Here is a 13,891-nt window from a genome sequence, read left to right as displayed (position 1 = left end):
CCAGCCTTCTCCGGCTGGCCTTATCCTGCCTGCAGACCGCAGATCGAGGCGATCGGCTGGGGTCTGGCAAACAGAAAGCCCTGCTGGCAGTCGACACCGATCTGCCACAGATAATCCGCCTGCTCCTGCTGTTCCACTCCCTCGGCGACCACGGTCAGCTCAAGCTGCCGCGCCAGCGTCATGATGCCTTCGATGATGGTGCGGTCCTTCTCTCCCTGCGGTAGCGCGTCGATGAAGCTTTTGTCGATTTTCAGATAGTCGAACGGAAACTGGCGCAGGTAGGCCAGTGAGCTGTGCCCAATACCGAAGTCGTCAATCGCTACACCAATGCCCTCGGCCCGCCAGCTGGCCATGATCTGCCGGGCATGCTGCGGATCCTGGATCAGACCTTCTTCCGTCACTTCAATCACCAGGCTGTGTCCGGCCTGGCGCAAATGGTGCTGAAACTGGCGGATGGCCGCCAGCATCTCCTGTTCGAGCAATTGCTGCGGGCTGAGGTTGATGGCCAGCCGACTGCCGCGGGGAAAGCCGGCCTGACGCAAATCGCGCTCTACTTGCTGCATGACCTGGATCATCATCGGCGACAGCCAGCCCAGTGCCTCGACCTGCGCGATAAATGCTCCCGGCATCAGCAAACCCTTCTGAGGGTGCTGCCAGCGCACCAGCACTTCAAAGGCGCTCTCGCCCTTGCGGCAGCGGATGGCCTGGTAATACGGCACGAATTGCCGGCCGCGGATGGCGGTCAGGATGGCCCGCCGGAAGAAATAGCCGGGACTGTAACGGCGCCACAATACCCAGGCCGAGCCGAGCATGAAGAGCGCGATGCCACACAGAGCGAGCGGCAGATACAGGCGGGCCAGTCGCCAGACCAGAGCCGGGCTGTAGCGGGCGCTGACCTGCAGGCCGGGCTGCAGGTCTGAGTGTTGGCGAACCTCGAGTGGCGCATTGGCAGGCTGGCTGTCCCACTGAATGGTTCCCTGCCGATTTTCCAGGCGCAGCCCTGACAGGGTGATGCCGATTTCATCAATCATTTCGCCACGCATCACCTTGAGCAGATCTTCCAGCATGTTGGCATGCATGACCCCGATCAGGGCCTGACCATTGGCCATCGGCCGGTAGAGCACCATGCCGTGCTGGCTGGTCAGCGGCAGTTGCCGGCGCCAGAGCAACTGTGCCCTTGCCGGATCGGCTCGGCCGATCAGGGCGGACAGCGGCACGGCGGCGGGGGCGGGCGTTGTCCAGGCAGAGGCACAGAGGATAAAGCCATGTTCGCGGTCAGCAAGATAGATGGCATTGAGCGAGGTGGCCTTGGCCGCCAGTTGCTGCAGCGCTGGCAAGGCCTGTTGGCAGGACTGGGTCAGCAGCGGATGACTGCGCGTCAGATTGAGCTCGGCGCGCCGCAGCGCATTTTCAACAATCTGCAGGGTTTTGTTGACACCAACGCCGGTCAGCACACGTGCCTCATGGTCGGCGCGGGACCAGAGCAGGGACAGCATCAAGGTGGCGAACAGCAAGTTGAGAGTGATGAAGCTCAGCAGACGCAGTCGTTGGCTTGGGCCAAACAGGGGGGAGGCAGTCATGGGCAACAGCAAACGATCAACGTCCTCGTGAAGGCGGGCAGAATGAATCATCCTGCCAGACAATAGGACACGAGGTCAATAAGATGTTTGGTTAAATAATGCCAATATCTTTTAGTTATTGTATTAAATCAAAACCTGCTTTCCTGCGGCGGGCCCTCGCTCAGGCCCGGAACCCTGAACAGACGGCGCAGCCAGCGTACCGGCACACCGATCAGCGGCAGCTTCTGCAGCAATTCCTCGGCAGCATCCCAATAGTCGCGATGCCATACCACCATCCCGGCGGCATCGAAGCGCAGATGGCTGCCACCATGAATGTGATAGTCGCGGCCACGGATGCGGCAATGGAAATCCCAGGTGACAAAGGCCTGCCGGCCGTCCAGCAGGCGATCGGCAATGACGAAGCGAGCCGACTCGCTGCTGTCGAACATGTGCTGGAACAGCCGCCGCAGATCGCTGCGCCCGTTGACACGATTGAACGGATCCTGAAATTGCACTTGCTCGGCGTAGAAGTGATCGATCAGCGGTAGCGTCTGCGGTGATAAACGACCAAACCAGTCGAGCAGCGCATCGAGGCGGTCAGAAAAGGCGGGCTCAGACATGGTGTGGCTCCTCAGGCGCCGTGCCGTGAACGGGCAGGGCAAAACGGGGGTGGGCGAGATACTGGCGCAGGAAGTCGTTGAACTGGCGGGCCGCCGGCGAGGCGGCGCGCTCCTTGCGGGTGTAAACGAAGAACCGTCGGGTGACTTCGGGCTCGATCAGCGGGCGCATCACCAGGCCATGCAAAGACACCATGCTGGCTGCGTAGGCCATGCAACTGGTGACCCCGAGCCCGGCACTGACCATCGACAAGGCCGTCGACATGAAGCTGACCTCGGTGCCCGGCGTCAGTGCCTGGTCGCGGAATACGGCATGCAACTCCCCCGACAGCCGTTCGGTAAACTCGCCGCGCAGCGAGATGAAGGGCTGCGCCAGCAAGTCACGCCAGCGTACCCGGTCTTCCCGTGCCAGCGGATGGCTGGCCGGACAGACCGCCATGAAGGGCAGGTCAAAAAGCAGGGAGGCCTGAATATCCGAATTCTGCGTTCGTTCCGGGCCGATGCCGAGATCGGCCTCGCCGGAGAAGACCGCGGTCATGATGTTCTCTACCACGCAGTCGACCAGGCGCACCTGGATCCCTGGGTGGTGCGCCGAGAAAGCCGCCATGACTTCGGGCAGGAAAGTGGCTGCCATCAGTTGCGGGGCCGCAATGCTGACCGAGCCGGTCTTGAGTGTGCGCAGATTGCTGGCTTCCTCCAGTACGCCATCCAGATCCAGCAGAATCTTGTCGACACGCGGGTACAGGCTGCGCCCCACCTCGGACAGCTGGATGCGGCGCGTGGTACGGTCGAACAGTCGCAGGCCGAGACTGTTTTCCAGCTCCTTGATCAGGCCGCTCAGCGCCGATTGCGTGACAAACAGCTTGTCGGCGGCCAGCGTGAAGCTGCCGCTGCGGGCGACAGCGACAAAGGCCCGCAATTGGCGAAGCGAGATGCTCATCATGAAATCTGATAAATCTATTAAATAATACGGTTTGTACAATAAATCTGCCTGGGCTTCAATAACAGCATCCGTCCGGAGGACTTCGCGATGCAGATCCGCAAGATTCATCATGTGGCCTACCGCTGCCACAACGCCAAACAAACCGTCGAATGGTACGGCAAGTACCTCGACATGCGCTTCATTCTGGCGATCGCCGAAGACAAGGTGCCGTCCACCGGAGAGCCCGATCCCTATATGCATGTGTTCCTGGATGCCGGCAATGGTAATGTGCTGGCGTTTTTCGAGCTGCCGACCCGGCCGCCGATGGGGCGCGACCCCAATACCCCCGCCTGGACCCAGCATCTGGCGCTGGAGGTCGGCACCATGGAAGACCTGCTGCAAACCAAGGCCCGGCTTGAGGCAGACGGGATCGAGGTGGTCGGGCCCACCGACCATACCCTGTTCCAGTCGATCTATTTCTTCGACCCCAATGGCCATCGGCTGGAGCTGGCCTGCAATACCGCCACCAGCGACATGAACCGGCGCCTGGATGAGGTCAAGTGGGCGATGCTGGAGGAATGGGATCGTACCAAACAGGCCCCGCAACACGCGCGCTGGATGCACGATGGCAGCCATGCCCGCCGGCACGACGAGCCTTGAGCGCGCCGGCCATTGAACCAGACAGGAAAGGAATCCGATGAAGTTGGCTTCTCTCAAGCAAGGCGGCCGCGATGGCACCCTGGTGGTGGTCAGTCGTGATCTGCAGCACTGTGTGACCGTGCCGCAGATCGCCGCCACCCTGCAATCGGCGCTGGACCGCTGGGACAGTGTGGCCGGTCAGCTGGCCGAAGTCTCCGCGGCGCTCAATCGCGGCGAACTGGCCGAGGCCCGGCCCTTCGATGCCGCTGCCTGCCACTCCCCGCTGCCGCGCGCCTACCAGTGGGCCGATGGCTCGGCCTATGTCAACCATGTCGAGCTGGTACGCCGCGCGCGCAACGCCGAATTGCCGCCGTCGTTCTGGACCGACCCGCTGATGTACCAGGGCGGATCGGATGCTTTCGTCGGCCCGCGCGACCCGATCTACGCCCGCTCGGAAGACTGGGGGATCGACCTGGAGGCCGAAGTGGCGGTCGTTACCGGTGATGTGCGCATGGGCGCCAGTGAAGCCGAGAGCGCCGCCGCCATTCGCCTGCTGATGCTGGTCAACGATGTGTCGCTGCGTCATCTGATTCCCGGCGAGCTGGCCAAGGGCTTTGGCTTCTTCCAGTCCAAGCCGGCCTCAGCCTTTAGTCCGGTCGCCGTCACCCCGGACGAGCTGGGTGAATCCTGGCGCGATGGCAAGCTGCACCGACCCATGACCGTCCATGTCAACGGTGCCCTGTTCGGCCAGCCGGATGCCGGGGTCGACATGACCTTCAATTTCCCGCAGCTGATCGCCCATGCGGCCAAAACCCGCGAGCTGACTGCCGGGTCGATCATCGGTTCGGGTACCGTCTCCAACAAGCAGGACGGTCTGCACGGCTCTTCGATTGCGCACGGCGGGGTCGGCTATTGTTGCCTGGCGGAGCTTCGCATGTACGAAACCATCGAGAGCGGGCAGGCGCACACCCCCTTCCTGCGCTTTGGTGACACGGTGCGCATCGAGATGCTCGATACTGCCGGACACAGTCTGTTCGGTGCCATCGAACAGCGTGTGGCTCCCTATCCGGATTGATCTGCCCCCAGGAGGCGACCGTGCAGCTCTATACCTACTTTCGCAGCTCTGCCGCCTGGCGTGTGCGCATCGCACTCAATCTGAAGCAACTGCCCTGGCAGGCGCTGCCGGTGCATTTGCTGCGCGATGGCGGGCAGCAGCATCAGGCGGCCTTTCGCGCCATCAATCCGGCGGGCACCGTGCCGACGCTGGTGACCGATGACGGCCTGTTGATCCGGCAGTCACTGGCCATCATCGACTATCTGGATGAGGTGTATCCAAACCCGCCACTGCTGCCGGCCGATCCGGCCGGTCGGGCACGGGTGCGCGCCCTGGCGCTGCAGATCGCCTGCGACATCCATCCGCTCAACAATCTGCGCGTGCTGCAATATCTCGAGCAGGTACTGGGCCAGGACAAGCCGGCCCGTGACCAGTGGTACCGCCATTGGGTCGCTGCAGGTCTGCAGGCGCTGGAAGCCCTGCTGAGCGATGACCCGGCCAGCGGTCCGTTCTGTCATGGCGATCAGCCTGGCATGGCCGATTGCTGCCTGGTGCCTCAGCTGTTCAATGCCCGCCGTTTTGACGTGCCGCTGGACGGCTACCCGCGTCTGCTGGCCATCGAAGCCGCCTGCCTGCCGCTGCCGGCTTTCATCGCGGCGCATCCGGCGCAACAGGCCGACGCCGAGTCCTGATGTTGTCTGACAGTCGTGTGCTGTGCAGCAAAGTCATTGCATCAATCCCAAAGCTTGCCGCTTGTCCCCATGGCACGATTCTGCGCATCAATCAATCGGAGCAAGACGATGCCAAGTGGAATCTTGAAGAAGGTGGGGGGCGTTCCTCTGTACAAGCAGGGTGAGGTGGGTGATAAATCCCGACCGTATCTGTCGGTTGAGGGCGACAAGTTGGCGTCGCTGAACTGTAAAGTGAATTTCCCGGGGACGCAGAAAGAGATTGCTTGTCGCCACCTGGCGACCCAGGTGGTACTGGACTTGCTGCAGGGCAGCGATCAGCCAAAAGTGAACTGGTCGCACTATGCCTCAGCCGATGCCATTGTTCGCCATGTTCCGGCGGAGGTGGAGTCGCGATACCTCTCATTGCTGAATGGTGCCTCAACCGTCCATCTTGTTATCCCTGAACGCTTTGGCGAGTACCTGCAGCAGGAGTTCGACGAGATGGCGCGGTCGGGCGAGGCCTTGCGGGTCAAGTTGATGACATCGACTACCCATGTCATGGCGTTGTGGCTGACGCGCAAGCCGACGCCGGTGGTGCATTTCTACGACCCGAACCTGACCAACAAGGCGGTGCGCTGCAAGCCGCGAGATGTCGCGGCTTTGAGGGCGATGCGCTGGGAGGATTTTTCCCCGGCGGCAGGTAAAAGTTACTTCATCGGTGAGCAGCAACATTTCATGATCCTGGATTGTGGTGAGGAGACGCTGAGCCGAAACGCTGCAACCACACAACTGAAAACCAACCACTTGCCCGAGGCTTGCTCGGCTGCGGTGTTGATGGATCTGATGACCCTCAACCTGGGTGAAGCCGTGTTGGCGACAGCCCCGCAACTGCTCAGCATGTCTGTTGATCAGCGACTGGCTGTCCTGTGCTGTCAGGCGCCCGGCATGCTGGATGCCGCACACTACGCCATGAGCCATGCCCGGCATGCCTCGGCCAGCGCCTACCTGCATTTATTGGCCACCTTGCCGCTGATTGCGCGCGAGCGGCGTGCACTGCTGAACAATCGCTCAAGGGTCGGGAATCATTTGCTGACGCTGGCCATCTCTTTTGCGACCCCCGAAATCGTTGCCGGTTTTGCCCCGGTGCTTGATCGGTTGCCAAAGATTGACCGTCAGCAGGCGTTGCAGGAATCACAGGCAGTTTTTTTTGCGATTCAGGAGCATGCGCGCGGCATGTTGCCGGCATTGGCCCGTTTATTGCAGACCGTGTTGCCAGCGCAGCAGCAGGCGCTGCTGAGTGAGACGGACGAACAGGGGCTGACGCCTGTCACGCTGGCCCTGGTGAAGAAAGATCCGTCACTGATCCGTGACTTTCGCCTTCTCCTGCAAGGCTTGCCAGCCGAAGGTCAGCAGCAGGTCTTGCTGGGTCCGGATGGTCGAGGTGTTGCCTTGCAGTCCCTGCTGCGCAGCGCGGACAGACGCCTGCGTCAGGCTGCGCTGTCCTTGCTGCAGTCCCTGCCGCAGAGCTACCCGCACTTTCAGGCGCGCTGGGGCCTGCCGCCCTTGCCGCCCGGCAAGACGCTCCGTCCGGATGTCTCTGTCGTGCAGGCGCCATGGCGAGTCCTGACGGCGGGCACGCCACGGCATCGGGAAACCCAGATCTGAGGTGCAGGCTGTCCCGATGGGCAGCAAAACGCCCCCGGCAGCAGGCTGGCGGGGGCGTGAAGGATGCCGAAGCAGGGTCAGCTGTCGCTACCTTCTTCGCCGCTGCCAGCCATTTGCTTCAGGTGGGCATAGCGTTGCCGCATCTGGTTGTCCGCCTCTTGCACCATGCTTTGATAGTGCTCGGGGTGGGCGCGCTCGGTGATGCGGAAACGGCCTTCGCTCTCCATGAAATCGGCCAGCGGCAGGGTGGGCTCGGCGCTGTCCAGCTTGAACGGATTTTCCCCTGTGGCGATCTTGCGCGGGTCGTAGCGATACAGCGGCCAGTAGCCGGCCTGTACGGCGGCTTTCTGCCGTTCCAGACCATCACCCATGTCATAGCCGTGTGCGATGCAGTGGGCGTAGGCGATGATCAGCGAGACGCCGTCATAGCTGACGGCATCCTGCAGGGCACGTACCGTCTGCACATCCTTGGCGCCAAAGGCCACCGAGGCGACGTAGACATTGCCATAGGTCATGGCGATCTGACCCAGATCCTTCTTGGGTCGTACCTTGCCGGCGGTGGCGAACTTGGCGGCGGCCCCCAGCGGGGTGGCCTTGGATTGCTGGCCACCGGTGTTGGAGTACACCTCGGTATCCATTACCAGGATGTTGACGTTGCGCCCCGAGGCCAGGACATGGTCCAGGCCGCCGTAGCCGATGTCATAGGCCCAGCCGTCGCCACCAACGATCCACACCACCTTTTCCACCAGGTAGTCGCACAAAGCCAGCAGGCGGATGGCAGCCGGATCCTGGCGCCCGGTCAGTGCCGTGCGCAGGGCGTCGACGCGCTCGCGCTGTGCCTTGATGCCGGCATCGCTGCTTTGATCGGCATGGATCAGGCTGTCGGCCAGATCGGCCGGCAGGGTGGGTGCCAACTGACGCAGCAGTTCATGGGCGTGCGTTTTGTGCTGGTCCAGCGCCAGGCGGAAGCCCATGCCGAACTCGGCATTGTCCTCAAACAGCGAGTTGGACCAGGCCGGTCCTCGACCGGCACGGTCGGTGGTGAACGGCGTGGTCGGCAGGTTGCCGCCGAAAATCGACGAGCAGCCGGTGGCGTTGGCGATCAGTGTGCGGTCACCGAACAGCTGTGTCAGCAGTTTGACGTAAGGCGTTTCGCCGCAGCCCAGGCAGGCGCCGGAAAACTCGAACAGCGGCTGGATCAGCTGGGTGGTCTTCAGGCTCAGCTTGATGTCGGCGCGCTCAAACTCCGGCAGGCCGAGGAAGAACTCGAAGTTGTCGTGTTCGTCGGCAACCAGCGGTGCCTTGGGGGCCATGGCCAGTGCCAGTCGCTCCGGATTGGCCTTGTCCTTGCCGGGGCAGACCTTGAGACACAGGGTGCAGCCGGTGCAGTCTTCTGGTGCTACTTGCAGCAGATAGGCGCCACCCTTGGCTTCGGCCCCCTTGTAGGGCATGGACTTGAGCGTGGCAGGCGCCTGTTCCAGTTCGCTGTTGGCCACCCCCTTGACGCGGATGGCGGCATGCGGGCACACCATGGTGCACTTGTTGCACTGGATGCACAGCGACGGCTCCCAGACCGGAATTTCGTCGGCGATATTGCGCTTTTCGTATTTGGCGGTGCCGACCGGCCAGGTGCCATCGACCGGGAAGGCGCTGACCGGCAGCAGGTCGCCCTTGCCGGCCAGCATCATGGCGGTGACGCGTTGGACGAAGTCCGGCGCATTGGCCGGTACGATCGGCGGCAGGTCGCGACGCGCGTCGGCCTGGCTGCCGAGCGGCACTTCATGCAGGCCGGCCAGTGTCTGGTCGACGGCGGCGAAGTTCTTTTCCACCACCGCACGACCCTTGCGGCTGTAAGTCTTCTCGATGGCCTTCTTGATCTGGGCGATGGCTTCTTCGCGCGGCAGCACGGCCGACAGGGCAAAGAAGCAGGTCTGCATGATGGTGTTGATGCGGTTGCCCATGCCGGTGGCCTGTGCCACGGCGCGGGCATCGATGGTCCAGACCTTGAGCTGTTTGTCGAGAATCTGTTGCTGTACGCTGCGCGGCAACTGTGCCCACAACTGATCGGGCGCATGGGGGGCATTCAGCAGCAGGGTGGCGCCGTGGGCCGCGTATTGCAGCACATCGTAGCGGTCGAGGAAGACAAAGTGGTGGCAGGCGACAAACTGGGCTTCCTGCACCAGGTAGCTCGACTGGATGGGCTGCGGGCAGAAGCGCAGGTGCGAGATGGTGACCGCACCTGATTTCTTCGAGTCGTAGACAAAATAGCCCTGGGCATACAGCGGGGTGTTGTCGGCGATGATCTTGATCGAATTCTTGTTGGCACCCACCGTGCCATCGGAACCCAGGCCGAAGAAGACCGCGCATTGTTCGCCGTCTTCGCGCAGATGGAAGCGATCGTCCACCTTGAGCGACAACCCGGTCACATCATCATTGATGCCCACGGTGAAGTGGCGCTTCGGCTGGCTGGCGGTCAGTTCGTCGAATACCGCCTTGACCATGGCCGGGGTGAATTCTTTCGAGGCCAGCCCGTAGCGGCCGCCAATGACCTGCGGGCGGAAGTCCTGCGGCAGCCAGCCGGCGGCACGGCCTTCTTCCAGCGCGGCGATGACATCCAGATACAGCGGTTCGCCCAGGCTGCCTGGTTCCTTGCAGCGGTCCAGGACGGCGATCGAGCGTACCGAGGGCGGCAGGGCATTCACCAGGTCGCGGGCTGACAGGGGGCGATAGAGGCGAACCTTCAGGACGCCGGTCTTGCTGCCGGCCCGGTTGAGCGCCAGGCTGGTCATGTCGGCCACTTCGGCACCCGAGCCCATCATGACGATCACCTGTTCGGCATCGGCCGCGCCGACATAGTCGAACAGCTTGTATTGCCGGCCGGTGAGGGCGGCAAAGCGGTCCATTTCCTGCTGCACGGTGGCGGCACAGACGTCGTAGAACGGGTTGCGTGCCTCCTGCGCCTGGAAAAAGGTGTCGGGGTTCTGTGCCGTGCCGCGCACCACCGGATGGTCCGGGCTGAGTGCGCGATGACGCATGGCGTGTACCTGCTCGTCGTCCAGCAGGGCGCCCAGGGTCTCGTCATCGAGATAGTGGATCTTGGCGACTTCGTGCGAGGTGCGGAAGCCATCGAAGAAGTGCAGGAAAGGCACGCGTGTCTTCAGGGTGGCGGACTGGGCGATGGCGGCCATGTCCTGAGCCTCCTGCACCGAGGCCGAGGCCAGCATGGCAAAGCCGGTCTGGCGGGTGGCCATCACGTCAGAATGGTCGCCGAAGATCGACAGGGCATGGGTCGCCAGCGTGCGTGCCGAGACATGCATCACGAACGGCGTCAGTTCGCCGGCGATTTTGTACATATTGGGGATCATCAACAGCAGGCCCTGCGAGGCGGTAAAGGTCGTGCCCATTGCCCCGGCCTGAATGGCGCCGTGCACCGCGCCGGCAGCGCCGCCCTCGGACTGCATCTCGGTGATTTCCGGTACCACGCCCCACAGGTTGCGGCGCCCTTCAGCGGCCCACTGGTCGGCCAGTTCACCCATGGTCGACGAGGGCGTGATCGGATAAATCACGGCGATTTCATTGCTGCGGTAGGCGACCGAGGCGCAGGCCTCATTGCCGTCTACGGTGATCATTTGCTGCTTCTTCAACATCCTGGCCCAACCTTCTGGATGGATTTGTCAATCCGCCATTCAAGCATGGGGCGCGTTGCTCTGCTCCCACATAAATCAAATGTAGGCCAGAAATTAGTGTGACAGCTCGAAAAAATATTGCTACGCAGCAATCGGCGGCGTGAAAAATTCTGACTTTTAACCCGGAATAATTAGTTTATAAATTAACCGTAAGATACTGACATTTTTTTGGCGTCCCCGGCGGGCGTCAGGCATCGAAACGAGGTCTTGAGCTTGCATCAATTGCGCGGGTTGTTGATGGCTTTTTTGCTGCTGGCCGTCCTGGCTGGTCTGGGCTTGTTGCCCATGCTGTGGCCGGTGCCCGGTTTGCCGCAGGAGCGGCATGCGCTGGCATTCCTGCTGGCCGGGGTGGGGCTGTTGTCCGCCGTGGCGGCCTTGTTGGCCTATCGTGTGATCCGCCTTGGCTGGCAGGGCTCCCTGCGCGCCTTGCGCGAAAGCGAGCAACGCTTTCGCCATGTCTTTAATGCCGTCAGCGAGGCAGTCTTCATTCATCATCCGGTGACCGGGCAGATTCTGGATGTCAATCAGCGTGCCAGCGATCTGTACGGCTATGCTCCCGATGTCTTGCGTACCATGAGCGTCGGGCAATTGTCGTCCAATGTCCTGCCTTATACCGAGGCGGAGGCCCGGGTCAAACTGCTCAAGGTCATGACCGAAGGGCCGCAGCGTTTTGACTGGCTGGGACGCCATCAGAACGGCGCGACGTTCTGGGTCGAGGTGACGCTGCAGCAGGCGCGGATCGGCGAGCAGGATGTGGTGCTGGCGATGGTGCACGATATCCGCGAGCGCAAGCAGATGGAGCAGTCGCTGCGTCGTCGCCAGGCCATGTATGCCGTGCTCAGCGCCTCGAATCAGGCCATCATTCACGCCCGGACAAAGCAGGAACTGTTCAGTCTGGTGTGCCAGGCCATGCTGAAGATCGGCCTGTTCAGGCTGGTGTGGGTTGGTTCCCCGCAAGAAGGACTGGGGGGGGCGGTGCGTCCGCTGGCCTATGCCGGCTATGCCAGCGACTTTCTGGATGAGTTGTCCAATTACAGCTGGAACCAGTTGATCGAGGCGGGTACGCCGGCAGGGCGGGCATGGCAGAGTCGCAACCCGGTCATCATCAATGACTTCGCCACACTGGACAATCCGCTGGTGGACGGGGCGCGTGTGGCGCTGGTCCATGGCCTGCACAGCTGTGTGTCCATGGTCATTGGCGGTGGCGGGTTTCAGGGAACCCTGACCGCTTATGCCAGCGAGCGCGATTTCTTCGATGAAGAGGTGGTCGGGCTGATGCTCGAGGTGGGCAAGGAGGTCTCGTTTGCGCTGAAAAACCTGCATGAGGCCGAGCGGCAGAGCGCCACGCTCGAGCGCATGAAACTGCTGGCCAGGGTGTTTGATGAAAGCCGTGACGGCATTTTGATCTGCGATCGCGGCAACATCATCCTGATGGCCAACCGGGCGATTACCACGCTGTTCGGTTATGCCCAGGAGGAGCTGGTCGGCCAGCATCCGCGCATGCTGCGCTCCGGGCGGCATGGCAGTGCGTTCTACCGCGAAATGTGGGACTGCCTGATGAAGGACGGGTGCTGGCAGGGAGAGGTCTGGGACCGGCGCAAGGATGGCGAGCTGTTTCCCTGCTGGGCCAAGATTTATGTGATTCGCGATGAGCTTGGCCAGGTCAGCCATTACTTTGAAGTGGTTAGTGATCTGTCGGAACACCGTGCCAAGGAAGAGTTGCAGTGGATGAAGCGTTATGACCTGCTGACCCGTCTGCCCAATCGCAATGTGCTGCAGGAGCACGCCGAGGCGGCGATTGCCTATGCAGGCGAGCACGATCAGATGGTGGCCATGCTCAGTATCAATCTGGATCGCTTTCACTACGTCAACGAGTCACTGGGGCATGGCGCCGGGGATCAGGTGCTGAAGATCATGGCCGAGCGCTTCAGTGAGGTGCTGGATGAACAAAGTGTGCTGTCGCGCTTGTCTGGTGGCGCTTTCGTGGCGCTGCTGCCCGCACTTTCCCATGCCCGGCAGGCTGAAGAGGTTGCCAGTCAGTTGCTCAAGGCGGCTTCGCGGGTCTATGAGCTGGATGGCATCAAGATCAGCCAGACAATCTGTATTGGCATTGCGCTCTACCCGCTGGATGGTGATGACTTCAGTACCTTGCTCAAGCATGCCGACAGTGCCCGCATGGATGCCGCCGAGTGCGGGGGGAATCATCTGCGCTTTTATGTGCGTGAGTTGAACGAGCGCACGCGTGATCGTCTCAGTCTGTCTTCCGAGTTGATGCAGGCGCTGGAACATGAGCATTTCGAGCTGTTTTACCAGCCGCAGGTGGCCGCCGACAGCGGGGTGCTGACGGGCGTCGAGGCTTTGCTCAGATTGAATCACCCGGTGCGCGGCCTCGTCAGCCCGGTGGAGTTCATTCCGATTGCCGAAGAGACTGGCCTGATCGTGCCGCTCGGCGCCTGGGTGATCCGCGAGGCTTGCCGGCAGATGGCGCGCTGGCTTGAGCTGGGGGTGGAGACCATGTCGGTGAATCTGTCCCCCCTGCAGCTGCAGGATCCGCAGTTGTTCGAAATCATCCTGCAGGCGCTCAATGCCAATCAGCTGGCGCCCGGGCATCTGGAGTTCGAAATTACCGAAAGCGCCCTGATGCGCAACTCGATTGCCACGCTCAACCAGCTCAATCGTCTGAAAGCGCTGGGAGTGCGGATGGCGATTGATGACTTCGGTACCGGTTATTCTAACCTCAGCTATCTGAAACAGTTTCCGGTCGACCGGCTGAAAATCGACCAGGCTTTTGTGCGGGGTGTACCGGAAGATGCCAACGATGCCGCGATTGTCGAGGCCATTCTGGCGGTGGCGCGGGCACTGGGCTTGTCCACCATCGCCGAGGGCGTGGAGACCCCGGCCCAGGCGGATTTTCTGCGCCACTTGCATTGTGATGACTTCCAGGGCTTTTTCTACGCCAGGCCCATGCCGGCCCGCGAGTTCGAGGCCTGGCTGGAGACTCGCCTGCTGCTGGCACGGCATGGCTGAGCGCGTGGCTCGATGTAACTGCCTTATACTATCGACTTCATCATTGACCCT

At 61.9% G+C, this 13,891-nt stretch carries 9 protein-coding genes; 5 read left to right on the top strand and 4 right to left on the bottom strand.

Features of this window, described 5'->3' with window-relative positions; genetic code table 11:
- Positions 1-20: 20 nt before the first annotated feature.
- The 3 genes from JNO51_RS09850 to JNO51_RS09840 form a co-directional block, all read right to left on the bottom strand.
- Positions 21-1,580: an EAL domain-containing protein gene (locus tag JNO51_RS09850; protein ID WP_215776558.1), complete on the bottom strand. Its 1,560-nt coding sequence runs from the start codon at positions 1,578-1,580 to the stop codon at positions 21-23.
- A gap of 128 nt (positions 1,581-1,708) precedes the next feature.
- Positions 1,709-2,179, bottom strand: a complete 471-nt coding sequence (locus JNO51_RS09845; RefSeq protein ID WP_215776556.1) for a nuclear transport factor 2 family protein — start codon at positions 2,177-2,179, stop codon at positions 1,709-1,711.
- A complete protein-coding gene (locus JNO51_RS09840) occupies positions 2,172-3,116 on the bottom strand; it encodes a LysR family transcriptional regulator (RefSeq protein ID WP_215776553.1) in 945 nt (314 codons plus the stop codon). The genes JNO51_RS09845 and JNO51_RS09840 overlap by 8 nt, the downstream gene beginning before the upstream one ends.
- Positions 3,117-3,206: 90 nt before the next feature.
- Between JNO51_RS09840 and JNO51_RS09835 the strand changes: the two genes are divergently transcribed.
- The 4 genes from JNO51_RS09835 (at position 3,207) to JNO51_RS09820 (ending at position 7,127) form a co-directional block, all read left to right on the top strand.
- The gene (locus JNO51_RS09835; RefSeq protein WP_215776551.1) at positions 3,207-3,758 is read left to right on the top strand and encodes a VOC family protein; all 552 of its coding nucleotides are present in this window, start codon (positions 3,207-3,209) and stop codon (positions 3,756-3,758) included.
- 37 nt (positions 3,759-3,795) lie between these two features.
- Complete coding sequence (locus tag JNO51_RS09830) at positions 3,796-4,812, top strand: fumarylacetoacetate hydrolase family protein (protein WP_215776547.1); 1,017 nt, start codon at positions 3,796-3,798, stop codon at positions 4,810-4,812.
- 20 nt (positions 4,813-4,832) lie between these two features.
- Positions 4,833-5,483, top strand: coding sequence for a maleylacetoacetate isomerase (maiA, locus tag JNO51_RS09825; RefSeq protein WP_215776544.1), 651 nt, complete (start codon positions 4,833-4,835; stop codon positions 5,481-5,483).
- A gap of 108 nt (positions 5,484-5,591) precedes the next feature.
- Positions 5,592-7,127, top strand: a complete 1,536-nt coding sequence (locus JNO51_RS09820; protein ID WP_215776542.1) for a ShET2/EspL2 family type III secretion system effector toxin — start codon at positions 5,592-5,594, stop codon at positions 7,125-7,127.
- A gap of 77 nt (positions 7,128-7,204) precedes the next feature.
- Here the strand turns inward: JNO51_RS09820 and nifJ are convergent, their stop codons facing one another.
- Complete coding sequence (gene nifJ / locus JNO51_RS09815; RefSeq protein ID WP_215776539.1) at positions 7,205-10,756, bottom strand: pyruvate:ferredoxin (flavodoxin) oxidoreductase; 3,552 nt, start codon at positions 10,754-10,756, stop codon at positions 7,205-7,207.
- A gap of 294 nt (positions 10,757-11,050) precedes the next feature.
- Here nifJ and JNO51_RS09810 point away from each other — a divergent pair, with 294 nt between their 5' ends.
- On the top strand, positions 11,051-13,840 hold the full coding sequence (locus JNO51_RS09810) for an EAL domain-containing protein (RefSeq protein WP_215776537.1): 2,790 nt from the start codon (positions 11,051-11,053) through the stop codon (positions 13,838-13,840).
- The last annotated feature ends 51 nt before the right edge of the window (positions 13,841-13,891 follow it).

This window comes from Paludibacterium sp. B53371 (genome assembly GCF_018802765.1).
GTDB lineage: Bacteria > Pseudomonadota > Gammaproteobacteria > Burkholderiales > Chromobacteriaceae > Paludibacterium.
This window is presented reverse-complemented; position numbering and strand designations above follow the sequence as displayed.